This window comes from Pseudomonas izuensis (genome assembly GCF_009861505.1).
GTDB lineage: Bacteria > Pseudomonadota > Gammaproteobacteria > Pseudomonadales > Pseudomonadaceae > Aquipseudomonas > Aquipseudomonas izuensis.
In genome coordinates this window covers 57,253-80,224 of record NZ_WTFT01000040.1, presented here as the reverse complement: position 1 = coordinate 80,224, position 22,972 = coordinate 57,253, and the positions used below count along the sequence as shown (strand labels likewise).

Genomic DNA, 22,972 nt, shown 5'->3' with positions numbered 1-22,972 from the left:
GATTTCCATGCGCAAGATGATTCTGCAATGCGGTGTCCTGGCCCTCGGTCTGCTGGCCGTCAACGTCATGGCCGCAGTGTCGCCGGAAGAGGCGAATAAACTTGGCACCAGCCTCACTCCGCTGGGGGCCGAGAAGGCCGGCAACGCCGACGGCTCGATTCCGGCGTGGACCGGCGGCATCCCGAAAAACGCCGGTGCGGTGGACAGTAAGGGTTTCCTGGCGGATCCGTTTGCCAATGAAAAACCGCTGTTCATCATCACGGCGGCGACGGTCGACAAGTACAAGGACAAACTCTCCGACGGGCAGATCGCGATGTTCAAGCGCTACCCCGACACTTACAAAATCCCGGTGTATCCGACCCACCGCACAGCCGCACTGCCAGCGGAAATCTACGAATCGGCCAAGCGCAGCGCATTGAACGTTACCCCAATCAACGACGGTAACGGCCTGGCCAATTTCACCGGCAATCGCTACTACGCCTTCCCGATTCCGAAGAACGGCGTCGAAGTGATCTGGAACCACATCACCCGTTATCACGGCGGCAATCTGCGCCGCACCATCACTCAGGCCACGCCGCAGACCAATGGCGAATTCACCGTGATTCGCTTCAAGGACGAGGTGGCCGTGCCGTCGTTGCTGGGGGATCTGAAGCCGGGCAGCGATGACAACGTGCTCAACTATTTCAAACAGGAAGTGACGGCACCAGCGCGGCTGGCGGGTAACGTACTGCTGGTCCACGAGACCCTCGATCAGGTCCAGGAGCCGCGCAAGGCCTGGATCTACAACGCCGGTCAGCGCCGTGTGCGGCGTGCGCCGCAGGTGGCCTATGACGGCGTGGGCACCTCGTCCGACGGTCTGCGCACCACCGACAACTTCGACATGTTTTCCGGTGCGCCGGACCGCTACGACTGGAAGCTGATCGGCAAGAAGGAAATGTACATCCCGTACAACAGCTACAAACTCGACTCGCCTGACCTGAAATACACCGATGTGATCAAGGCCGGCCATATCAACCAGGACCTGACCCGTTACGAATTGCACCGGGTCTGGGAAGTCGTCGCTACGGTCAAGCCCAACGAGCGGCACGTGTATGCCAAGCGGCACATGTACCTCGACGAAGACACCTGGCAGGTGGCGCTGGCCGATCACTATGACGGTCGCGGCCAGCTCTGGCGTGTGGCCGAAGGGCATGCGCAGTTCTACTACGATCATCAGGTGCCGGCCTATACGGTCGAAGCACTGTATGACCTGATTGCCGGTCGCTACATCGCACTGGGGATGAAGAACGAAGAGAAACGCAGCTTCGAATTCAACATCGCCGCCAAAGCCGGGGACTACACACCGGCAGCCCTGCGGAGCACGGGGGTGAGGTAGTCTTCCTACAAGCTCCTACACAAAAAGGTGACTTCGCGGTCACCTTTTTTATGGCTGCCAATCAGCCTGCTGAATACTTCTTCAACAAGGGCTCCGGAGAGGGCTAGGGTGGCGCCACAATTATAAAAAGGCGCACCACTATGACCGCCATGACGACGTGTCTGGACCGGCCTGGACTTCTGCCTCGCTTGTGTTCCCATCATGTATCCCGCGAGCGATTGGTCGAGCCATTGCTGGCCTCCACGGCACGGGTGAAATTGCTTTGCGCGCCGGCCGGTAGCGGCAAGAGCGCGCTGCTTACCGAGTGCCTGTTGCGGGCGCCGACGCACTGCCGGGTGTATTGGCTGCCGTTGGCCGGCGAGTCATTGAGTGTTGCCGATTTCCGCCAGCAGCTGGCGCAAGTGTTGGGGCTGGTAGCGTCGGATGAGCTTGCATTGCTGGAGCATCTGGCCCGGTTGCGAACGCCAACCTGGCTGTTTATCGATGATTACTGTCGCTCCTCCCATCCTGAACTCGACCGTCTGCTCGATCGTTTGCTGGCCCTCACGAACCCGGCGTTGAGTTGGTGGCTGGGTTCGCGCAGGCGTCCGTCCTGCAACTGGCCACGGTTGTTGCTCGACGACGAGGTGTATGAGTGCAACGGTCCGGCGCTGGCTTTTACCGAGGTGGAAGTCGAGCAGTTGCTCGGCCATTTAGAACCCTCCCAGGCGGCCAGTTTGGCCAAACGCGTCGTTCAGCGCAGCGGCGGATGGGGTGCCGGTGTGCGCATTGCCTTGCTGGAGGGTTGTCCGTGGTCTGCCGGGCAGGACAGGCAGGGACGCTCGACGACATTGCTCGATTATCTGCAGCATGAATTGTTCAACACCTTGCCGCCGGAACTGGTGGAAGCCTGGCAAGTGCTGGCCCATTTGCCGCGCTTCAATGCCGGTCTCTGCGAACATCTGTTCGGTGCCGGAGAGGGCGCAGGATGGTTGCAGGCCTTGCAGGAGATGGGGTGCTTTATCGAACCCTGGGAAGATTCCGGGGAATGGTTTCGTGTGTTCGTACCACTGGCCCGAGCCATGCGTGACGAACAGGGAACGGTGGGGCGTTCCTGGCATCGACGCGCCTGCCAATGGTTCTGCGCCGAAGAGGACTGGCAGGGGGCGTTCGAGCAGGCGTTGCTGGCTGAAGAGTTCGAGGTGGCGGTCAGCCTGTTGCAGCACTTCAATTTCGAGCATTTGTTCCGGCGCGAGAATGTACGTCTGTTATTGAGCCTGCATGAGCGCCAGGGGCAAGAGTTGACCCTCGGTTCGCCGCAACTGGTTGGTCTGATCACGGCGGCGCTGCTGTTTGCCGGACGCTTCGACCAGGCGGCGCTGTGCATCGAACAAATGGCGCGGTTTGCTCCGCAACCGACGGCGGCATCGCAGCGGCAATTGTTCGCACGCTGGCAGGCGCAGCAAGGCTGGTTGCTGCATTTGCAGGGGCGCATGCCGGCCGCTCGCGGGCATTTCGTCGAGGCATTGGCCGAACTGGCAGCAGAGGCCTGGCCGGCACGCTTGCTGTGCCTGTCCGGGTTGACCCAGCAGGCGCTGCTCAATGCCGAGCTGGATGTCGCGCAGGCCCTCAATCGTGAGGCGCTGTGCCTGGCGCGGGCACAAGGGTCGTTGCTGTTCGAAGGCTTGCTCGAACTCGATCACGCACAATTGCTCGAGCATCGTGGCGCTCCCCGGCGCGCCGAGAGCTTGTTGGCCGATATTCATGAATTGTTGAGCCGACAGGCTGATCGCCCGACACCGTTGCTGGGACGTATTGCATTGCGACGCGGGCGTCTGGCGCTGTGGCAGGGACAGGATGAAGTCGCCGCCGAGTTCTTCCAGAGCGGCTTTCAGGATTGCCTGCATAGTCAGGACAAGCGTGCGTTGTACGGCTTTCTCGGGCAGGCCCAGGTAGCGGCCAACCAACGGGATTACGCCCACGCGTTTGACCGCTTGCGTGAGGCCGAGCGGTTGATGCAACAACGACAGATTCCCGACACCGTTTATCGCAGTGCGCTTCTGCAAATCAGCGGTCACTTCTGGTTGCAGCAAGGTCGACCGGAGCTGGTCCACGAAGCACTGACTCGTGTGTTACGCCATTACCGCGGGCCTCAGGCCCGGCAGGCGCCTCCGGCCACGGTGGAGTTGATTGCACGGATCGAGTACCTGCTGATCATCGCCGAGACCCAACTGCAATTGACGCAGACTCCGCTGGAGCGGCTCAAGGCTTTGCTCGATCACGCGCAACAGCATGGAATGCTGGCGCTGGAAACCGAATTGCAGTTGGCCATCTGCGAAGTGGCGGACATCGTCGGCGAAACAGAGCTGGCGACCTCGGCGTTACAGGCGGGACTAGCGTTAGTGAGGCGTTGTCATCTACAGCAGGTGTTGAATGAGTTGCGGCTGCGTCAACCGACCTTGCTCGCTCGCCTGGGCGTGGACGACGAGCCTGCGGTACCTCTGGACGCCAATCCGTTGAGCGGACGTGAGCTGGAGGTGCTCGGCCTGATCGCCCAAGGCAACTCCAATCAACAGATCGCCGAGCAGTTGTTTATCTCATTGCATACGGTGAAAACCCACGCGCGACGTATTCACAGCAAGCTGGGCGTCGAGCGCCGGACTCAGGCCGTGGCCACGGCGAAGAAGCTCGGTTTGATTGCGCAAGGGTAGGAGGGGACGACCAGACTTTCGCCCCGATCCCTGTGGGAGCAAAGCTTGCTCGCGATGGCGTCGTGACAGTCGACCACGCAGTGTCTGGAGTTCCGCCATCGCGAGCAAGCTTTGCTCCCACAGTAGAGCGTCAGGCTACGGGTGCAGCGTCAGGCTCAAAGCCCATTCGCCAACTGACTGCGCGAGTGGCGGACAGCAGGCGCTGCGCCGCCGGGCCATCTTCATCGGCATGAAACAGCGACGTCGGGCCAACCACTGTCAGTACGGCCACGACATTGCCCATGGCGTTGAAGACCGGCGCCGACAAGGCATCGACCCCGGGCATCAGCAAACCATGCACATGATGCAGGCCGCGTGCGCGGATCTGCTCGCACATGGCGGCATAGGTCTGCTCGTCGGCCAGCGCATGGCCGGTGTGCGCCAGCAGTTCCTGCTCGCGCAGCTCCACTGTTTCGCGCTTGGGCAGATAGGCGCCAAACACCAGGCCTGTGGAAGAACTGAGCAACGGTAACACCGAGCCCAATTGGGTCACCACGGTGACCGCACGCACCGCCGGTTCGATGTGCACCACGGTCGCGCCCTGATTGCCCCACACCGCCAAAAAGCAGGTTTCGTTCAAGTCGTCGCGCAGTTCGGCCAAGGGCAGGGCGGCGACTTTCAGCACGTCCATACTGTTGAGAGCCGCCAGCCCCACGCGCAAGGCCTCGCGGCCCAGCCCGTAATGGTTGGTCGCGGGATTCTGCTCGGCAAAGCCGCTGGCAATCAGCGCCTGCAAATAGCGGTGAACCTTGCTCGCAGGCATCTGCACGTGTTCTGCCAGGCGCGAGAGTGAGGTCGAAGGTGACAACTCGGCCAGCGCCTTGAGGATGTCGGTACCCACCTCGGCGGAGCGGACTTTCTGTTTACCGTTACTGTCGCTCGCGGGCTTTTGCATGGTGGCGCCGTCTTTCAAGGGAGGAGTTCCGGGGATGAATGGGCGTCTTTATAGCTTGACGGTCAATACGTATCAAATTACGTTATGCGTAATTGAATTACGAAGAAATAATTTTCGACACGCCAAGGCCTCGGCTATCGGTCCACAGGCTTCGGTCCGGTCCCTGTTCAGGAGGCTCCATGAACCTCGATTCAACGACACCTGCACTGGCTTATCAGTCAGGCTTCGGCAACGAATTCAGCAGCGAAGCATTGCCCGGTGCACTGCCGGTCGGCCAGAACTCCCCGCAAAAGGCCCCTTACGGCCTCTACACCGAACTGTTTTCCGGTACCGCGTTCACCATGGCCCGCAGCGAAGCACGGCGGACCTGGATGTACCGTATCCAGCCATCGGCCAATCACCCGGCGTTCGTCAAACTCGAGCGGCAACTGGCTGGCGGGCCGTTGGGTGAAGTGACCCCCAATCGCCTGCGCTGGAATGCCCTGGATATGCCCGACGAGCCGACGGATTTCATCGACGGCCTGGTGAGCATGGCCGCCAACTCCGGCGCGGACAAACCGGCCGGGATCAGCATCTACCAGTACCGCGCCAACCGCTCCATGGAGCGAGTGTTCTTCAATGCCGATGGCGAGATGCTGCTGGTGCCGCAACTGGGGCGCCTGCGGATTGCCACCGAACTGGGCGTGCTGGAGCTGGAGCCACTGGAAATCGCTGTACTGCCACGGGGTTTGAAATTCCGCGTCGAGCTGCTCGACCCACAAGCCCGCGGCTACATCGCCGAGAACCATGGCGCGCCCCTGCGCCTCCCTGACCTGGGGCCGATCGGCAGCAACGGCCTGGCCAATCCGCGGGACTTCCTGACCCCGGTCGCCCATTACGAACACCTGGCACAACCGACCACCCTGGTGCAGAAGTTCCTCGGCCAGTTGTGGGGCACCGAGCTCGATCATTCGCCGCTGAACGTGGTCGCCTGGCATGGCAACAACGTGCCGTACAAATACGACCTGCGCCGTTTCAATACCATCGGCACCGTCAGCTTCGATCATCCGGACCCGTCGATCTTCACCGTATTGACCTCGCCGACCAGCGTTCATGGCCTGGCCAACCTCGATTTCGTGATCTTCCCGCCACGCTGGATGGTCGCCGAGAACACCTTCCGTCCACCGTGGTTCCACCGCAACCTGATGAACGAATTCATGGGCCTGATCCAGGGTGAGTACGACGCCAAGGCCGAAGGCTTCGTCCCCGGCGGCGCGTCGTTGCACAGCTGCATGAGTGCCCACGGCCCCGACGGCGAAACCTGTACCAAGGCGATCAACGCGGACCTCAAACCGGCAAAAATCGACAACACCATGGCCTTCATGTTCGAGACCAGCCAGGTGCTGCGCCCGAGCCGTTTCGCCCTCGATTGCCCGCAACTGCAAACCAACTACGACGCTTGCTGGGCCACGCTGCCCGCCACTTTCGATCCGACCCGGAGATAACCCATGACGCAGACTTCCATCACTCGCAGCTGGGTCGCTTCCGCCAACGGCCATGCTGATTTTCCGCTGCAAAACCTGCCGCTGGGCGTGTTCAGTGTGAAGGGTTCGGCACCGCGCAGCGGTGTGGCCATTGGCGAGCATATTTTTGACCTGGAAGCGGCACTCGAAGCCGGCCTGTTCGACGGTGTGGCAAAAAACGCCGTCGAAGCCACCCGTGGCGGTCAGTTGAATGCGTTTTTCGAGCTGGGCCGCGAGGCGCGTGTTGCCCTGCGTGAACGCTTGCTGGAATTACTGAGCGAAGGCAGCACCCTGCACGGCAAGATCGAAGCCCAGGGCGCAAAACTGCTGCCACTGGCGGCGAATTGCGAGATGCACCTGCCGGCGAAAATCAACGATTACACCGACTTCTATGTCGGCATCGAGCACGCGCAGAACGTCGGTAAACTGTTCCGCCCGGACAATCCGTTGCTGCCGAACTACAAGTACGTGCCGATCGGTTACCACGGCCGCGCCTCGACCATTCGCCCGTCCGGCACCGACGTGCGCCGTCCCAAAGGCCAGACCTTGCCGGCTGGCCAGACCGAGCCGACCTTTGGTCCGTGCGCTCGCCTGGATTACGAACTGGAGCTGGGCATCTGGATTGGCCAGGGCAACGATATGGGCGACTCGATTGCCATTGGCGACGCCGCCGATCACATCGCCGGTTTCTGCCTGCTCAACGACTGGTCGGCGCGGGACATCCAGGCCTGGGAATATCAGCCGCTGGGGCCGTTCCTGTCTAAGAGTTTCATCACCAGCATTTCCCCATGGGTGGTGACCGCCGAAGCCCTGGAGCCGTTCCGTCGTGCCCAGCCTGCGCGCCCGGAAGGTGATCCGCAGCCGCTGCCGTACCTGTTCGACAAACGCGACCAGGCCGCCGGCGCCTTCGACATCGAACTGGAAGTGCTGCTGCTGACCGAAGCCATGCGCGAGCAGAATCTGCCGGCCCATCGTCTGACCCTGAGCAATTCCAAACACATGTACTGGACCGTGGCGCAAATGGTCGCGCACCACAGCGTCAACGGTTGCCAGTTGCAGGCGGGTGATCTGTTTGGTTCGGGCACGTTGTCGGGACCGCAAAGCGGTCAGTTCGGCAGCCTGTTGGAAATCACCGAGGGCGGCAAAAAGCCGATCGAGCTGGCGTCGGGCGAGGTGCGCAAGTTCCTTGAAGACGGCGATGAAATCATCCTGCGTGGCCGTTGCAGCCGCGAGGGCTTTGCCTCCATCGGCTTCGGCGAATGCCGTGGCAAAGTGCTGCCGGCGCGCTAAGGAGAACGGGTCATGGAACTCTATACCTACTATCGTTCCACCTCGTCTTACCGGGTACGCATCGCGCTGGCGTTGAAGGGGCTGGATTACCAGGCGCTGCCGATCAACCTGATCGCGCCGCCCGGTGGCGAGCACCGCCAGCCAGCGTATCTGGGCATCAACCCGCAAGGCCGCGTGCCGGCCTTGCGCACTGATGAAGGCGAGTTGCTGATCCAGTCGCCGGCGATCATCGAGTACCTCGAAGAACGTTATCCACAGGTGCCACTGCTGTCCAAAGACCTCGCCGCCCGCGCCCACGAGCGCGGCGTGGCAGCGTTGATCGGCTGCGATGTGCATCCGCTGCACAACGTCAGCGTGCTCAACCGGCTGCGTCAGTTGGGCCAGGATGAAGCGCAGGTGGTCGAGTGGATCGGCCACTGGATCAGCCAGGGACTGGCGGCGGTGGAGCAGTTGATCGGTGATGAGGGATATTGCTTTGGTCCGCAGCCGGGGTTGGCGGATGTGTATCTGATACCGCAACTGTACGCGGCCGAACGCTTTAACATTTCCCTGGAAGCCTGGCCGCGGATTCGTCGTGTGGCGACGCTGACGGCCACGCATCCGGCGTTCATCAAGGCGCATCCGTCGAATCAGCCGGACACCCCATAGCAACCACATACCAACCCCTGTGGGAGCGAGCCTGCTCGCGAAAGCGGTCTGTCAGTCACGCCAATTTTGGATGTGACTCCGTCTTCGCGAGCAGGCTCGCTCCCACAGGGGAACTGTGTTTAGTGGACGATGGAGTTGGGCGGCAAATGCCCCAGCCGCTCCGTCAGACGAATCCGCTGAATCGGATCGTCGCTGAGCAGCAAGGCATGTTCCAGGTCGAAGCGCTCGGCGTTCGGGCAATCCAGCCGTTGGTAGAGGCTGGCCCGGGCCAGGTAGTCGGCAGCGGTGCCGTTGCCCAGTTCCAGCACGCGTTCGGCGTCGATAAGGGCACCGATGTAGTCGTCGTTGGAAAGGTGCAGCTGGCGCAGGTTGCGCGACAGGCGTTGCAGCATCTGCACGGGCTCGGCAGTGACCAGGTGTTCGGCGCTGAGCTTCAGGTTCGGGCCGTACTGGCGTTGCAGCAGTTCCCGGCAGTCGTTGGGGTAGAGACGACGCCCGCCGCAGGGATCGAGCAGATGATCGGCACCCGGTACGCGCAGTAGAAAATGTCCGGGGAAGTTGACCCCGACCAAAGGGATTTCCAGGCCTCTGGCCAATTCCAGCGCAATCAGACCCAAGGCGAGGGGTTGTCCACGTCGGCGTTCCAGCACGCGATTGAGCAGCGCCACTTGCGGGCGCAAGGGCGTGAAGTCGTCCTGGGCGAACCCCAGGTCATTCATGCGCCGCAGCAGCGGTTGCGCCAATTCGCTCACCGGCAGCATGGGCAGGCTGCCACTGATCCGCTGCTGCAGGGTCTTGAAGTCCACCAGCAGCGATTCGAGGTTCATCTCGCTGTCATGTTCAGCGGCAATCCACAGTGCCGCCTCGAACAGCGCGGGCGGTGATCGTTGCAGACAGGCAAAAAACGATTGTCGCGGGGTCATCAAAATCTCCGGGCAATGCCTCGTTTTAGCCCCGTCTCTGCCATTCGTCCAGTGCTCCACAAGGGGGTGTGGCGGTTATTTCCGAATGTCTGAATAGACGATCTGTTTATTCCGGCGCGCTTCTGCAATTTTTGTGCGCAAGCCTATACTGGCGACTACAAGAAGTGATTCGGGAGCCTTACGATGTTCGCTCTCATGCAAAGCACTCGCCTTGAATCGCTGCATCTGAGCGTCGACCCGGCCACCGGGTTGAAGGCGGTCATTGCCATTCATAACAGTCGCCTGGGGCCTGCCCTGGGTGGTTGTCGTTACCTTGCCTACCCCAGCGACGAGTCCGCGGTCGAGGATGCCGTGCGCCTTGCCCAGGGCATGAGTTACAAGGCCGCACTGGCCGGCCTCGCCCAGGGCGGTGGCGTAGCGGTCATCATCCGCCCCGTTCACGTGGCCAATCGCGCGGCGCTGTTCGAAGCCTTCGGACGCTGCATCAATCAGCTCGACGGGCGCTACATCACTGCCATCGACAGCGGTACTTCGGTGGCGGACATGGATTGCATCGCCCAGCAAACCCAACACGTCACCAGCACCACGTCAGCGGGCGACCCTGCTCCCCACGCGGCGATGGGCGTGTTCACCGGCATTCGCGCCACCGCCATGGCGCGGTTGGGCAGCGACAATCTCGAAGGTTTGCGCGTGGCGATTCAAGGTTTGGGCAATGTGGGTTATGCACTGGCGGAACAGCTGCATGCCGCCGGTGCCGAACTGCTGGTCAGCGACATCGACCACGGCAAGGTGCAACTGGCCATGGAGCAACTCGGCGCCCACCCGATTGCCAACGATGCACTGCTCAGCACGCCTTGCGACATTCTGGCGCCATGTGGCCTGGGGGGCGTGCTCAACAGCCATAGCGTGACGCAACTGCGCTGCGCGGCGGTGGCGGGTTCGGCGAACAACCAGCTGACTCATCTGGACGTTGCCGATCTGCTGGAACGGCGGGGCATATTGTATGCGCCGGATTACGTGATCAATGCCGGCGGCCTGATCTATGTTTCACTCAGGCATCGGGGTGAAGCGTTGGCGACCATCACGGCGCATCTGTCGAAAATCAGCTCGCGGCTGACCGAAGTCTTCGCCCATGCCCAGGCGGAGAAGCGCTCGCCAGCAAGGGTTGCGGATGAGTTGGCGGAGAAAGTGTTGTATCGGTGAAGCAGCGCTTTTTCATCAAGTATTAAAAAGGCCCTGAGTCATTCGACTCAGGGCCTGTTCAATTCGGCTGTCACTTATTTTGCTGCTTTTGTGGCCTTGGCTGGCTTGGCCGGGGCAATCGATTCAACGACCGCCTCTTCAACAGGCGCCGCCACTTCAACCGGTTGCGGGACTTCGACGGGCGCGCTGAGCAACTCGGACAAGGCGTCCGGCTGGCTCTTGAATGCCTTGGCAAAGACATCGCGATTTTTCGCCATGTAGATCCCGGCTTCTTCCACTTGCTGTTCGGTCAGGGACGGAACGGCTTTTTGCAACACTTCAGCCAGCAGCTCGGCCAGCTCGAGCATTTTGTCATGACGGTCAGCTTCGGCTTTATCCATGAACAAGCGCTCCAGATCTCGGCTGCTGCGGTATACCACTTCGACGGCCATTCACCACCTCACATGCCTTCACATTTGGTTGTCTGATTCGACTACTGTATTTATATACAGCGAAAAGGATAAGCGAATCGCTGGAGTTTGGGTAGTGGCTTTTTAATGTAGACCGGATTTCGGGTTTTTCACCTGTACCGAGTCGCTCCCATCGCTGGCAAGCCAGCTCCCACAGGATCTTCGACGTCCAGAAGAGGTGCGACCAAACGCCACGGGGCGCAATCCATAGCGGCTCGCCATGATGGCGTGGCCTTGTTTCTGCATACAGAACAATCGTCACGTCCAACCCGCATTATCCGGTCGAACCGACCTGAGGAAGCATCATCTTGAAAATCAACTGGGCCGAAAACCTGCGGCAGACCGTGCATCATCTTGCAGAGTCGCTGGGCAACCTGTTCGTCGAGACCTTTCACTACCTGGCACTGTTCGCCATCGGCGCCGTGACCGCGTGGGCGGCGGTGATGGAGTTTCTCGGGATGATCGAGCAGGGACACATCAAGATCGATGACATCCTGCTGCTGTTCATCTACCTGGAACTGGGGGCGATGGTCGGGATTTATTTCAAGACCAACCACATGCCGGTGCGCTTCCTGATCTACGTGGCGATCACCGCGCTGACACGCCTGCTGATTTCCAACGTGTCGCACCATAATCCGCCGGACCTGGGGATCATTTACCTGTGCGGCGGGATTCTGCTGCTGGCGTTTGCGATTCTGGTGGTGCGTTACGCGTCTTCGCAATTTCCGTCGGTGAAGATTGAAAACCCGCACCGCAAGACCGGTGCGGGCTCCAGTGAGCATCCGGAAGTAGAAAAGGGCGAGATTTAAAGGCCCAAGGCAGGTCGGTGCCGGCCTTTGGCAGGTGGAGGCGGCTGGTTGCGCGTGCCGCCATCGGTCATGGCTTCGAGGATGGCCACCGCGCTGTGGCCCTGTTCGATGGCGATGCCGAACTGAATGCTTTGCACCAGGCGTTTGAGGCGCTCGGGGTCATTGCGTTGTTCGGCGCTGATCATGCGCTTTGCGACTACGTGGCCACAGTTGGACAGGGTCAGCATGATGCTGCCGTCCAGACCCTGAATGCTCAGGTTGATCTGATAGTCCGCTGCAAAGGCATCGGTAATGAGCTGAAAGGGGTTGTCCATGATGCGTCACCGCCTGATTGAACGTGCAATTGTTGACCGGTTCGGATCGGGATTAGTTCGCCACACCAGACCATCGGCCATTCCATGGCCACATCGCCATCAATGCCTGCATCAGGGATAAAGCAAGGGGCATGCCGGATAGATTTTCGGACAATGCTCGCGACCTGCAAAACCTGTAGGAGCGAGCCTGCTCGCGATAGCGGACTGTCAGCCAAGCAGAAGTTGACTGTACAGCCGTCATCGCGAGCAGGCTCGCTCCCACAGACCCGCATTATTTTTGCCTGCCCGTTTCAGGGCAATTAAATCCGACGTGCCTCCAAACCGGTCAGCATTCCACCCAACTCACCGCCAGACCGCCCCGTGACGTTTCCTTGTATTTGTCGTGCATGTCGGCGCCGGTATCGCGCATGGTGCGGATCACCCGGTCCAGGGAAATAAAGTGTTTACCATCGCCGCGCAGGGCCATTTGCGTGGCATTGATCGCCTTCACCGCGGCAATCGCATTGCGCTCAATGCACGGTACTTGCACTAGCCCGCCCACCGGGTCGCAAGTCAGGCCAAGGTTGTGTTCCAGGCCGATTTCCGCGGCGTTTTCCAACTGCTCCGGTGTGGCGCCCAGCACCTCTGCCAGGCCGGCGGCAGCCATGGCGCAGGCCGAGCCCACTTCACCCTGGCAGCCGACCTCGGCACCGGAGATCGAGGCGTTTTTCTTACAGAGAATGCCGACAGCCGCCGCGCCCAAAAAGAACGCCACCACGTCATCGTCCGACGCGTCCGGATTGAATTTCATGTAGTAGTGCAGCACGGCCGGAATGATCCCCGCCGCGCCGTTGGTCGGTGCGGTGACCATGCGACCGCCGGCGGCGTTTTCTTCGTTCACGGCGAGGGCGAACAGGTTGACCCACTCCATGGCCGACAGGGTCGAGGTGATGACGTTCGGCTTGCCGATTTCCAACAGGCTGCGGTGCAATTTCGCCGCGCGACGCGGCACATTCAGACCACCGGGCAGAATGCCTTCGTGGTGCAAACCCTGCTCGACGCACTCGCGCATCACCGACCAGATATGCAACAGGCCCTGACGGATTTCTTCGTCACTGCGCCAGGCCCGTTCGTTGGCCATCATCAATTCGGAAACCCGCAAGCCGTGCCGGTTGCACAGCTGAAGCAATTCGACGGCGCTGGAGAAGTCGTACGGCAACACCACGTCGCTCGCCGGGGGAATCCCGGACTCCGCTTCGGCCGCTTCGATGATGAAACCGCCACCAATCGAGTAGTAGGTTTGCTCGAACAGCTCGCCGGTTTCGCCGAAGGCTGTCAGGGACATGGCGTTGGGGTGGTAGGGCAAACTCTCGTCGAGCAACAGCAGATCACGCGTCCAGTCGAAGGCGATTGTCACCTGGCCGGCCAGGGACAGCTCGGCGGTTTCGCGCAGGGTGTGAATTCGGCTGTCGATGGTGCCGGGATCGATACGGTCTGGCCACTCGCCCATCAAGCCCATGACACAGGCGCGGTCGGTGGCGTGACCGACGCCGGTTGCCGACAGGGAGCCATAGAGTCGGATTTCTACGCGCCGCACGTCAGACACCAAACCCTGATCGACCAGCGCCTGGGCGAAGGTCGCCGCAGCGCGCATCGGGCCAACGGTATGAGAGCTGGACGGGCCGATGCCGACTTTGAAAAGATCGAAAACACTGATAGCCATGCTAAAGCCTATTCCCGCAATGGAGGATGAATCGCTGCCATTTTTGTAGGACAAGCGCACTATCAACGATACTGCCAACCTCGGTCCTACGTGACCAACGAAACTTCCTAAGACAGCCTTTAGCAGGACTAAACGATGAGCCGTCAATTACACGCCCAGACCTATGTGTGGCTGCAGGTGTTTTCCTGTGCCGCCCGGCACTTGTCGTTCACCCGCTGCGCCGAAGAGTTGCACATCACACCGGGGGCGGTCAGCCAGCAGATCCGTCAACTCGAGGAACGCCTGGGTTTTCGCCTGTTTCATCGGCGTGCCCGGGGCGTGGAGTTGAGTGCCGAAGGCCAGCGACTGGCCATCACCGTCAACGAAGCCTACGGCAGCATCGACGCGGAATTGCGCCGACTGGACGCGGGCATGATCAGCGGGACGCTGCGGGTGCGTTCGATTCCGTCGTTCCTGAGCAAATGGTTGACCCCACGCCTGCCGCGATTACAGCAGCGCTTTCCGGACATCCAGTTGCGCCTGGTGGCGGAGGACAGCAGTGTGCCGTTGCATGAGGGCGACTTCGATCTGGCCATCGACCTGAACGACGGCAGCTACCCCGGACTGTTATCCACAGCCTTGCTCGATGAACAGATTTTTCCGGTGTGTGCACCGGGCTTGTTGCGCGGTCGTCCTCCGCTGCATGGCCCCGCCGACCTGATGCATTTCCCGCTGCTGCACGACATCACCGCCTGGCGCGGCAGCTACGAATATGCGGAATGGGAGTTCTATCTCAACGCCATTGGTTTTGAAGGCGCGGATGTGCGGCGTGGGCACACGTTCAATCGTAATCACCTGACCATCGAAGCGGCCATCGCCGGAATGGGCGTGGCGATTGCCCGGCGAACACTGTTGAACGACGAGCTGGAGCGCGGGGCGCTGATCGTGCCGTTTGGCCTTGCGGTGCCCAATCACAAGCGCTACATGGTGCTCTATGCGCCGGGTGCGCTGAGTCATCCGGGCGTGCGTGCGGTGCATGACTGGCTGGTGGAAGAGGCGGGGATTTTTCGCGGCCTGCACCCGCTTGGGGAGCGGCAAATGTGAGAATTTGTGACAGGGGAGCGGGGCGAATCAACTCCCGACCTTAACAGCGCTTTTACCGGTTGTCCGGCTTTTTTTGCGATTACAAAATTATCTTTTTTCAGGGGTTGAATTGTTCAGCGTACAGACCGATTGTGTAACCAAGAGGTCACGGTGACGACGCCCAAGGGCTTAGCTGACCGGCCTCTCGCGAGCTAGCTGAAATAAGGGATGAACTATGCAAATCCAAGTCAATAGCGATAACCATATTCAAAGCAGTAAACGACTGGAGGAGTGGGTACGAACCACCATTGAGAGCACGCTCGAACGTTATGAGGAGGACTTGACCCGAGTCGAAGTTCACCTGCGGGACGAGAACGGCGACAAGCCCGGTCCCCACGATTTACGCTGCCAGCTGGAAGCGAGGCCAAAAGGCCACCAACCGATTTCTGTCACCCATAAAGCCGCCAACCTGGAACTGGCGATCGACGGGGCCGCCGAGAAGCTCGAGCATGCCCTTGAACACCTGTTCGGCAAATTGCGCGGAAAACCACGCGCCGCCGTGGTGCCGTTCGAGCGCAGAGCTCACGCGGATGTGCTGCTGGAAGAAGAGTTTCTTGAAAACGAGCAGGCTGCGCAAAACGCCTGAAGCCTGATTCACCTTCCCAATGAAAACGGGCCTGCATTGCAGGCCCGTTTTGTTTTCTGCGCTCACCGATGCCTGTAGGAGCCGGCTTGCTGGCGAAGGCGGTGTGTCAGGTTTCATCAGTGTTGATTGATGCACCGCCATCGCCAGCAAGCCGGCTCCTACAGGTTCGCATTAATGATCTTTTGCGCATGAGAATATTTATCATTAGTATTGCGCCTCGCTGACTAGCCCGATTGCCCTTTGCGCAGTACTGAACCGATGATCACGAGTCCCCCCGAACCCCACGATCTTGCGCACGACGAACCGCGCGGCGATCGTGCGCATTTTCTCCAGGTATTCCTGTCGCAACGGTCGCAAATGGAAGCGCTGGTCAATCGCCGCGTCGGTTGCCGGGCGACGGCCGCGGACCTGGTGCAGGACTTGTTCCTGCGTTTCTGGCGGCGGCCGCTGGTGCAGGTCGAGGAACTCAGCACCTACCTGTTACGTTGCGCCGGCAACATCGCCATCGATCATTTACGCAGTGAAGGCACGCGCGCCCGGGCCAGCGAAGGCTTGATGGTGGAACCATCCGACGGTATCGGCAGTGAGCCGCAAGCTGCGCTGGAGGCGGGCAACGATTTACGGCATGTCGAAGCCGCGTTGCGCGCCTTGCCCGAACGCACGCGGCAGATTTTTTTGCTCAACCGCATCCATGGCCGCAAGTACGCCGAAATCGCCAAGGCCATGGGCCTGTCCCAAAGCGCCGTGGAAAAACATATGATGCGCGCACTCGAAGCATGCAAGGCCAGCCTTCGGGAACCGGAACCGCGTACGCCAGGGAAAGCACCGTGAACAACTTTCAAACCGTCACTCCGACGCCCGTTCAAGAGCAGGCCGCGTTGGCCTGGCTGAGCCTGTTGCATGACCAGCCGAGCAGTGGCGACCAAGCCACCTTCAGCCAATGGTTGCAGGCTGACCCGGCCCATGCCGAGGCCTATGCCCGCGCGCAAGTGCTGTGGGAGTTGAGCGAAGTGCCGGCACGCACCCTGGCCGATGAAGACGCCTTGGCCTTGCAGCGTTACCTCAATGCAATGAATCACTCGCGCCGCCACAGCGTCATGCGCTGGTCCGGGGCGCTGGCGATGGCCGCATGCCTTGTGCTGATGATCTGCCTCGGCACTGGTTGGCAGCCGTCGCGCTGGCTTGATGACCTGGGCGCCGATTATGTCTCGGCGCCGGGGGAAATCCGCACCGTCACCCTGGCCGATCAGTCACAAGTCACCCTCGATGCCGACAGTGCCATCGCCGTGGATTTCAGTCGCGGTGAACGGCATGTGCAGGTGCGTCGCGGTGCCGGTTTCTTCAGCGTGACCCACACGGGCGAGCCGTTTGTGGTCGACGCCGAAAAGGGCCAGGCGCGAGTGCTGGGCACGCAGTTCGAAGTGCGCCTGCAGCCCCACGGCGCGCAGGTCACGGTATTGTCCGGTCGCGTCGCCGTGACGGCGGATAAAAACGCCGCGCAGCAAATCATCACCGCCGGCCAGCAAGTGGCCTATGGCGAAGGCACGGCGCAACCCTTGCTCGCGGTGGACAGTGAAGCGCAACTGGCGTGGCGCCAGGGTTGGCTCAACTACTACAAGGCGACGTTGGCTGACGTGGTGCAGGACCTCGGCCGGTATTACCCGGGAAGGATCGTGCTGCTCAACGATGAACTGGCCAAGCGACGGGTCAGTGGCAGTTTCCCGAGCAAGAACCCGCAGGCGGTGTTGAGTTCGTTGCAGGGGGTGTTGGGGTTTGAGCAGCATCCGGTGTTGGGGCATCTGATTATTTTGCGTTGATCCGACGCGCCTCTTCGCTGGCAAGCCAGCTCCTACAGTCGCCCCGATCTTCTGTAGGAGCTGGCTTGCCAGCGAAGAGGCCAGATCAGGCACCACATCTTTCTGAATAAAAAATATTTTCACTTTCTGCTGAGGTAAAACCGAACGCCATCCGTGTAGTGACTGAAACTGCGAGTCATTCGCATCCGTTGCGGTTCTACACAGGTCACGAGTCATGAAGTCCAGGGCAAAATCGGGTTCGGTCAAACAATGGTTGGGTGTTTCTGCCTTGAGCTTTTCGGCGTTGGCATTGCTGCCGCCGAACGTGGCGATGGCCGCTGAGGCTGGCGGTAGCCAGCAGCGTGAGCAGTTCAGTTTCTCGATGGCCGCCAAACCCCTGCCCCAGGCCTTGAGCGATTTCAGCCGGGTGACCGGCATCAGCGTCGTCTACACCGATGAAGCGCCCTACGGCCTCAACGCGCCGGCGGTGAATGGCCAGATGAGCGCCGAACAGGCACTGCAGCGTTTGCTCAGCGGTACGGGCCTCACCTTCCGTCGTACCGATGGCCACACCATGGCACTTGAGCCGCAACCTACCGAAGGTGCCTTGAACCTGGGCGCGACCAACATCACGTCGGTGATGGAGCAGTCGACCAGTTACCAGCCACCGCCCGTCAGTTCGGTCATGCGCTCCTCGACCCCCATTCAGGAAATTCCGCAAACCATCAACGTGGTCGCGGCCCAGGTCATTCGCGATCAGGCGCCGCGCAATCTGGATGATGCCCTGGCCAACGTCAGCGGCATCACCCAGGGCAATACCCTGGGCAGCACCCAGGACTCGGTCATGACTCGCGGTTTCGGTGATAACCGCAATGGTTCGATCATGCGCGACGGCATGCCGATCGTTCAGGGCCGTGGCATGAACGCCACGGTGGATCGGGTCGAGGTGCTCAAGGGGCCCGCCTCGTTGCTCTACGGGATTCAAGACCCGGGCGGTGTGGTGAACATGGTCAGCAAGAAGCCGGAGCTTGAGCAGTACAACGCCATGACCCTGCGTGGCTCGACCTATGGCGAAGGCAAGAACGGCAGCGGTGGCACCTTCGACAGCACCGGCGGGCTAGGGGATTCCGGCCTGGCCTATCGCATGGTGCTGGACCATGAAGACGAAGATTACTGGCGCAATTTCGGTGTTCATCGCGAGAGCCTGGTGGCGCCCTCCCTGGCCTGGTTCGGCGAAAGCACAAAGTTGCTATTCGCCTATGAGCACCGTGAATTCCTGACCCCGTTTGACCGTGGCACGCTGATCGACCCGCGTGACAATCATCCTCTGAGCATCTCGCGCGAAGAACGCCTGGATGAACCGTTCAACAACATGGAAGGGCGCTCCGACCTCTATCACTTCGAGGCCGACCACGAGCTCAACGACAACTGGAAAGTCCACTTCGGCTACAGCTGGAACCGCGAAACCTACGACGCCAGCCAGGTACGCGTGACGGCCATCGACACCAACAAAGGCACGCTGACCCGCAGCATGGACGGTACCCAGGACGCCATCAGCACCGACCGCTTCACCACCGCCAGTCTCGAAGGCAACGTGAATGTGCTGGGGATGCAGCATGACCTGTTGATAGGCGTCGATGACGAGTACCGCAAGATCTTCCGTGAAGACCTGATTCGCCAGAAAAGCCTGACCAACTTCAGCTACATCAATCCGGTGTATGGCCGTGAAGTGCCAGGCACTACCGTCAGTGCAGCCGACAGCGCGCAGACCGATGAACTGCGCAGCGACTCGATCTTCCTGCAAGACTCCATCCACCTCACCGACCAGTGGATTCTGGTGGCGGGCGGGCGTTTCCAGGCGTACGACCAGTACGCCGGCAAAGGCGTGCCATTCCACGCCAACACCGACAGCAACGGGCAGAAATGGGTGCCGCGCGCGGGCCTGGTGTATCGCTTCACCGACGCGTTGTCGTTCTATGGCAGCTACACCGAATCGTTCAAACCCAACTCGACCATTGCGCCGTTGAGCGGCAGCACCACCGTGCTGGACGGCAGCATCGCGCCGGAAGAAGCCAAGTCCTGGGAAATTGGCGCCAAGCTGGATCTGCCGGGCCGTGTGACGGGCAACATCGCCTTGTTCGACATCAAGAAGCGCAACGTACTGGTGGCCAACGCCGAAGGCCCGACGACGGTTTACAGCGCGGCCGGCGAAGTACGTTCCCGTGGTCTTGAAGTGGATTTGAGCGGCCAGCTCACCGATCGCTGGAGCATGATCGGCAGCTACGCCTATACCGATGCCGAGGTCACCGAGGACCCGCTTTACGAAGGCAAGAAATTGCAGAACGTCGCCAGGAACAGTGGCTCGCTGTCGGCGGTTTATGACTTCGGTAACGTCGTCGGTGGCGATCAACTGCGGGTCGGTGCGGGGGCGCGTTATGTCGGTGAGCGGGAGGGCAATGCGGTCAATGATTTCGACCTGCCGGCCTACACCGTGGCCGATGCGTTTGCGACCTACGACACCAAGGTCGAGGGGCAGAAGGTCAAGTTTCAGCTCAACGTGAAAAACCTGTTCGATCAAACGTACTACACCTCAGCGGTGAGCCGTTTCTTTGTGTCGATGGGTGATTCGCGGCAGGTGACACTGTCCAGCACCCTGGAGTTCTGATGAAAGCCTTGAGCCTGTTTTTGCTATTGGCCAGCGCCTTGGCCAACGCTGCACCCGCGCCGGACGCACGGGTGTATCACCGCGAGCAGCAAGTGACGCTGCCCGGCTCGGGTGACAGTTGGGGGTTCGTGGCGCTGGATGCGACACGGCCCTTTCTGTTTCTGGCCCGTCGGGAAAACGGCCTGAGCGTGTTCGATGTCAGCACACAGCATCTGATCAAAACCGTCGACAACTCTGCGGGCGCCAATGGCGTGGTGTTCGTGCCGGCACTGGACCGGGCGTTTGTGCTCAACACCGATGGCAGCCTGGGTGTTCTGGCGTTGTCCACGCTCAAGCTGCTCAAGCGCATTCCGGTGGCGCAGAGCAATCTCAACAGCGCGGTGTATGAGCCGGGCACCGGGCAAGTCATCATCGTCAGCGGCCGGCGCGCGGATCGGTCGACGTTGTTTGTGTTTGATCCGAAGCAGGAACGCGTGAGCGCCCGCCATGAACTGGACGTGAAGAAGATTGATCCGTTGCTGGTCAAGGGCGACGGCAGTTTCTTCCTGCCGATGCGTGATGAAGGCAAGGTCGCGCGATTCTCCGCGACCGGGTTCGAGATCCTCGACACCTGGCAATTCGACGGCTGCACTCGCCCGAGTGCGTTGGCCCAGGATGTCGAACGGAGCCGGTTGTTCGTGGCGTGTCGTGGTGACGCGCCGAGCCTGGTGGTGGCCGATCGGGAAACCGGTGAGGTGAAAGCCAGCCTGCCGATCACCCGGGACGTGAACGCCCTGGCATACGACGTCGACAACCGGCGTTTGCTGATTCCCAGTGGCGTTGATGCCAGCCTGACCGTCATCAAGCAGCTGGACGCCGATCATTACCAGGTCCAGGCGAGCATCAGCACGTTGCCGATGGCGTACAACATGGCCTTTGATGGGCGAAGTAAAAAAGTCTATCTACCGGCGATGGATTTCACGCAGCCGGTCGCGGCCAAGGGAGAGGCCAGGCTCGATCCGGTGTTCCACGCCAATACGTTCAGCATTACCACGCTGGCGCCTTAACGCAAAAACGCCTGGCGATATTCGCCGGGCGTTCCCCCCAACGTCTGCCGGAACCGGTTGGTAAAGTGACTGGCACTGGCGAACCCGCAAGCCAGCGCAATCTCCCCCAATGGTTGCGATGTTGTGCGCAGCAAATCCCGCGCCCGGCTCAGGCGGCGTGCCAATACATATTGATGCGGCGGCAAGCCGAAGCTTTCGCGGAACATCCGCGCAAAGTGGTATTCCGACAACGCGCACAGCGCCGCCAATTGCCCCAGGCTGATGGCGTCGGCCAGGTGGCCGTCGATGTATTCCACCAACAACCGCCGTTGATGCGCCGCCAGGCCACCCTTGAGGCGCAAGTCCGGACGGGTGCTGACCTGGCTGAGCAGCGCATGGCTGAGCATTTCGTGGGCCAGGCTGCTGGTGAGCAGGCGTTCACCCGGTTCGTCCCAGTTGAGGGCGATCAACTGTCGAAAACGCGACGCCTGCTGTGGGTCCTCCAGAAAGGTTTGCTCGCGCAGTTGCAATTCGCGCGGTTCGCGATCGAGCAGCGTGACGCAGCCAAGGGCAAATTGTTCGGGGCTGAAATACAGGTGAGCCAGGCGAATGTCGCCGTTGATGACCCAGCCGGACTGATGATCGGCGGGCAGGATGCACAGTTTGTCCGGGCCACCCTTGGTGCCGGGCTGGTCGCGGCGGAAGGTGCCGGTGCCGCCGGCGATGTAGCACGACAGCGTGTGGTGGCTCGGCGCTTCGTAGTCCTGGGCATCGTGATGGTTGCTCCACAAGGCCGCAGACAGGCCGTCACCGAGCTCGGCGCTGTGCTCCAGGCGAGCATTGGGCGAGCGGTTGAGGGCTTGAAAGACTTGTAGGGTTTCCAGGGCGGACATGTTCGGTGCTCTCTAATGCCTGCATCCTACTCCGTAGGCCTTCGCCTGCCAGCCTGTCGCGCGATAAAAGCGCAAGTTTATGCAAGTGCGCCAAGGCCCGGCGCAGGACACTGGGCACCTATCGAGGAGCCTTTGCCATGAACCTTTCTTTGTACCTGCTGACCGTGCTGATCTGGGGCACCACCTGGATTGCCCTGAAATGGCAACTGGGCGTGGTGGCGATCCCCGTGTCGATTGTCTATCGCTTCGGCCTCGCAGCGTTGGTGCTGTTCGCGATGCTGCTGCTCAGCCGGCGTCTGCAAGTGATGAACCGGCGCGGGCATCTGATCTGCCTGGCGCAGGGACTGTGCCTGTTTTGCGTCAACTTCATGTGTTTCCTGACCGCCAGCCAGTGGATTCCCAGCGGCCTGGTCGCTGTGGTGTTTTCCACCGCTACATTGTGGAATGCCCTGAATGCACGGGTGTTCTTCGGCCAGAAAATCGCCCGCAATGTGCTGATGGGCGGCGCGTTGGGCTTGCTCGGCCTGGGCCTGTTGTTCTGGCCGGAGCTGGTCGGCCACACCGCCAGCCCGCAAACCTTGCTCGGCCTGGGCCTGGCCCTGTGCGGCACCTTGTGTTTCTCGGCGGGCAACATGCTCTCGAGCCTGCAGCAGAAAGCCGGGCTCAAGCCGCTGACGACCAACGCCTGGGGGATGGCTTACGGCGCGGCGATGCTATCGGTGTGGTGCCTGGTCAAGGGGATTCCGTTCGACGTGGAATGGAGTGCGCGCTACATCGGTTCGTTGTTGTATTTGGTCATTCCGGGTTCGGTGATCGGCTTCACCGCGTACCTGACGCTGGTCGGTCGCATGGGGCCGGAGCGTGCCGCCTATTGCACCGTGCTGTTCCCGGTGGTGGCGCTGAATGTCTCGGCGTTTGTCGAAGGCTACCAGTGGACCGCTCCGGCGCTGGTGGGGCTGGTGATGGTGATGTTGGGCAATGTGCTGGTGTTCCGCAAACCCAGGGCGAGTGTGAATCCGGTGGCGGGCAAGTTGGCGTGAGAAACA

The 22,972-nt window shown here is 60.9% G+C and carries 19 protein-coding genes and 1 pseudogene; 14 read left to right on the top strand and 6 right to left on the bottom strand.

Features of this window, described 5'->3' with window-relative positions:
• Positions 1 to 7 precede the first annotated feature (7 nt).
• Both GPL81_RS26435 and GPL81_RS26430 read left to right on the top strand, forming a co-directional pair.
• Positions 8 to 1,375, top strand: coding sequence for a DUF1329 domain-containing protein (locus GPL81_RS26435; RefSeq protein WP_160109115.1), 1,368 nt, complete (start codon positions 8 to 10; stop codon positions 1,373 to 1,375).
• Positions 1,376 to 1,515: 140 nt separating this feature from the next.
• The gene (locus GPL81_RS26430) at positions 1,516 to 4,065 is read left to right on the top strand and encodes a LuxR C-terminal-related transcriptional regulator (RefSeq protein ID WP_160109114.1); all 2,550 of its coding nucleotides are present in this window, start codon (positions 1,516 to 1,518) and stop codon (positions 4,063 to 4,065) included.
• Between the two features lie 130 nt (positions 4,066 to 4,195).
• On the opposite strand, the gene GPL81_RS26425 is transcribed toward GPL81_RS26430, so the two are convergent.
• Positions 4,196 to 4,999 carry an IclR family transcriptional regulator gene (locus tag GPL81_RS26425; RefSeq protein ID WP_160109113.1) on the bottom strand — a complete coding sequence of 268 codons (804 nt, stop codon included), beginning with the start codon at positions 4,997 to 4,999 and terminating at the stop codon, positions 4,196 to 4,198.
• Between the two features lie 179 nt (positions 5,000 to 5,178).
• On the opposite strand from GPL81_RS26425, the gene hmgA reads away from it, so the two are divergent.
• From hmgA to maiA, 3 genes are read left to right on the top strand one after another with little or no spacing between them, the layout of a single operon-like run.
• On the top strand, positions 5,179 to 6,483 hold the full coding sequence (gene hmgA, locus GPL81_RS26420) for a homogentisate 1,2-dioxygenase (protein WP_160109112.1): 1,305 nt from the start codon (positions 5,179 to 5,181) through the stop codon (positions 6,481 to 6,483).
• A 3-nt stretch (positions 6,484 to 6,486) separates the two neighbouring features.
• Complete coding sequence (fahA, locus tag GPL81_RS26415) at positions 6,487 to 7,791, top strand: fumarylacetoacetase (protein ID WP_160109111.1); 1,305 nt, start codon at positions 6,487 to 6,489, stop codon at positions 7,789 to 7,791.
• Positions 7,792 to 7,803: 12 nt separating this feature from the next.
• Positions 7,804 to 8,439: a maleylacetoacetate isomerase gene (maiA, locus tag GPL81_RS26410; protein ID WP_160109110.1), complete on the top strand. Its 636-nt coding sequence runs from the start codon at positions 7,804 to 7,806 to the stop codon at positions 8,437 to 8,439.
• A gap of 119 nt (positions 8,440 to 8,558) precedes the next feature.
• Here maiA and GPL81_RS26405 read toward each other — a convergent pair whose 3' ends face one another.
• On the bottom strand, positions 8,559 to 9,362 hold the full coding sequence (locus GPL81_RS26405) for a SirB1 family protein (protein ID WP_160109109.1): 804 nt from the start codon (positions 9,360 to 9,362) through the stop codon (positions 8,559 to 8,561).
• 183 nt (positions 9,363 to 9,545) lie between these two features.
• On the opposite strand from GPL81_RS26405, the gene GPL81_RS26400 reads away from it, so the two are divergent.
• A complete protein-coding gene (locus GPL81_RS26400; protein WP_096513396.1) occupies positions 9,546 to 10,565 on the top strand; it encodes a Glu/Leu/Phe/Val dehydrogenase family protein in 1,020 nt (339 codons plus the stop codon).
• 191 nt (positions 10,566 to 10,756) lie between these two features.
• On the opposite strand, the pseudogene GPL81_RS26395 reads toward GPL81_RS26400, so the two are convergent.
• A pseudogene (locus tag GPL81_RS26395) lies at positions 10,757 to 10,996 on the bottom strand (YebG family protein); the annotation flags it as partial.
• Positions 10,997 to 11,322: 326 nt separating this feature from the next.
• On the opposite strand from GPL81_RS26395, the gene GPL81_RS26390 reads away from it, so the two are divergent.
• A complete protein-coding gene (locus GPL81_RS26390) occupies positions 11,323 to 11,823 on the top strand; it encodes a phosphate-starvation-inducible protein PsiE (protein ID WP_096513394.1) in 501 nt (166 codons plus the stop codon).
• Here the strand turns inward: GPL81_RS26390 and GPL81_RS26385 are convergent.
• Complete coding sequence (locus tag GPL81_RS26385) at positions 11,820 to 12,137, bottom strand: DUF3509 domain-containing protein (RefSeq protein WP_160109108.1); 318 nt, start codon at positions 12,135 to 12,137, stop codon at positions 11,820 to 11,822. The genes GPL81_RS26390 and GPL81_RS26385 overlap by 4 nt on opposite strands.
• 325 nt (positions 12,138 to 12,462) lie before the next feature.
• Entirely contained in the window at positions 12,463 to 13,839 is a 1,377-nt protein-coding gene (locus GPL81_RS26380; RefSeq protein WP_160109107.1) for an L-serine ammonia-lyase, read from the bottom strand.
• 135 nt (positions 13,840 to 13,974) lie between these two features.
• Here GPL81_RS26380 and GPL81_RS26375 point away from each other — a divergent pair, with 135 nt between their 5' ends.
• From GPL81_RS26375 to GPL81_RS26350, 6 genes are all read left to right on the top strand, one after another.
• Positions 13,975 to 14,922 (top strand): LysR substrate-binding domain-containing protein, encoded by a 948-nt coding sequence (locus tag GPL81_RS26375; RefSeq protein WP_160109106.1) that lies wholly within the window; start codon positions 13,975 to 13,977, stop codon positions 14,920 to 14,922.
• 214 nt (positions 14,923 to 15,136) lie between these two features.
• Positions 15,137 to 15,547: an HPF/RaiA family ribosome-associated protein gene (locus GPL81_RS26370; protein WP_096513390.1), complete on the top strand. Its 411-nt coding sequence runs from the start codon at positions 15,137 to 15,139 to the stop codon at positions 15,545 to 15,547.
• A gap of 258 nt (positions 15,548 to 15,805) precedes the next feature.
• The gene (locus GPL81_RS26365) at positions 15,806 to 16,378 is read left to right on the top strand and encodes an RNA polymerase sigma factor (RefSeq protein ID WP_160109105.1); all 573 of its coding nucleotides are present in this window, start codon (positions 15,806 to 15,808) and stop codon (positions 16,376 to 16,378) included.
• Positions 16,375 to 17,364, top strand: a complete 990-nt coding sequence (locus GPL81_RS26360) for a FecR family protein (RefSeq protein ID WP_160109104.1) — start codon at positions 16,375 to 16,377, stop codon at positions 17,362 to 17,364. Before GPL81_RS26365 ends, GPL81_RS26360 begins: the two co-directional genes overlap by 4 nt.
• A gap of 214 nt (positions 17,365 to 17,578) precedes the next feature.
• Positions 17,579 to 20,008 (top strand): TonB-dependent siderophore receptor, encoded by a 2,430-nt coding sequence (locus tag GPL81_RS26355; protein WP_160109103.1) that lies wholly within the window; start codon positions 17,579 to 17,581, stop codon positions 20,006 to 20,008.
• A complete protein-coding gene (locus tag GPL81_RS26350) occupies positions 20,008 to 21,054 on the top strand; it encodes a YncE family protein (protein WP_160109102.1) in 1,047 nt (348 codons plus the stop codon). The genes GPL81_RS26355 and GPL81_RS26350 overlap by 1 nt, the downstream gene beginning before the upstream one ends.
• Here the strand turns inward: GPL81_RS26350 and GPL81_RS26345 are convergent.
• Positions 21,051 to 21,926: an AraC family transcriptional regulator gene (locus tag GPL81_RS26345; protein ID WP_160109101.1), complete on the bottom strand. Its 876-nt coding sequence runs from the start codon at positions 21,924 to 21,926 to the stop codon at positions 21,051 to 21,053. The genes GPL81_RS26350 and GPL81_RS26345 overlap by 4 nt on opposite strands.
• 137 nt (positions 21,927 to 22,063) lie before the next feature.
• Here GPL81_RS26345 and GPL81_RS26340 point away from each other — a divergent pair, with 137 nt between their 5' ends.
• Positions 22,064 to 22,966: a DMT family transporter gene (locus tag GPL81_RS26340; protein ID WP_160109100.1), complete on the top strand. Its 903-nt coding sequence runs from the start codon at positions 22,064 to 22,066 to the stop codon at positions 22,964 to 22,966.
• Positions 22,967 to 22,972 lie beyond the last annotated feature (6 nt).

Bases quoted from the DNA above. Each gene is read 5' to 3' on its own strand.
- GPL81_RS26435 (WP_160109115.1), top strand. From the start codon at position 8: ATGCGCAAGATGATTCTGCAATGCGGTGTCCTGGCCCTCGGTCTGCTG.
- GPL81_RS26430 (WP_160109114.1), top strand. From the start codon at position 1,516: ATGACCGCCATGACGACGTGTCTGGACCGGCCTGGACTTCTGCCTCGC.
- GPL81_RS26425 (WP_160109113.1), bottom strand. From the start codon at position 4,999: ATGCAAAAGCCCGCGAGCGACAGTAACGGTAAACAGAAAGTCCGCTCC.
- hmgA (WP_160109112.1), top strand. From the start codon at position 5,179: ATGAACCTCGATTCAACGACACCTGCACTGGCTTATCAGTCAGGCTTC.
- fahA (WP_160109111.1), top strand. From the start codon at position 6,487: ATGACGCAGACTTCCATCACTCGCAGCTGGGTCGCTTCCGCCAACGGC.
- maiA (WP_160109110.1), top strand. From the start codon at position 7,804: ATGGAACTCTATACCTACTATCGTTCCACCTCGTCTTACCGGGTACGC.
- GPL81_RS26405 (WP_160109109.1), bottom strand. From the start codon at position 9,362: ATGACCCCGCGACAATCGTTTTTTGCCTGTCTGCAACGATCACCGCCC.
- GPL81_RS26400 (WP_096513396.1), top strand. From the start codon at position 9,546: ATGTTCGCTCTCATGCAAAGCACTCGCCTTGAATCGCTGCATCTGAGC.
- GPL81_RS26385 (WP_160109108.1), bottom strand. From the start codon at position 12,137: ATGGACAACCCCTTTCAGCTCATTACCGATGCCTTTGCAGCGGACTAT.
- GPL81_RS26380 (WP_160109107.1), bottom strand. From the start codon at position 13,839: ATGGCTATCAGTGTTTTCGATCTTTTCAAAGTCGGCATCGGCCCGTCC.
- GPL81_RS26375 (WP_160109106.1), top strand. From the start codon at position 13,975: ATGAGCCGTCAATTACACGCCCAGACCTATGTGTGGCTGCAGGTGTTT.
- GPL81_RS26370 (WP_096513390.1), top strand. From the start codon at position 15,137: ATGCAAATCCAAGTCAATAGCGATAACCATATTCAAAGCAGTAAACGA.
- GPL81_RS26365 (WP_160109105.1), top strand. From the start codon at position 15,806: ATGATCACGAGTCCCCCCGAACCCCACGATCTTGCGCACGACGAACCG.
- GPL81_RS26355 (WP_160109103.1), top strand. From the start codon at position 17,579: ATGAAGTCCAGGGCAAAATCGGGTTCGGTCAAACAATGGTTGGGTGTT.
- GPL81_RS26350 (WP_160109102.1), top strand. From the start codon at position 20,008: ATGAAAGCCTTGAGCCTGTTTTTGCTATTGGCCAGCGCCTTGGCCAAC.
- GPL81_RS26345 (WP_160109101.1), bottom strand. From the start codon at position 21,926: ATGTCCGCCCTGGAAACCCTACAAGTCTTTCAAGCCCTCAACCGCTCG.
- GPL81_RS26340 (WP_160109100.1), top strand. From the start codon at position 22,064: ATGAACCTTTCTTTGTACCTGCTGACCGTGCTGATCTGGGGCACCACC.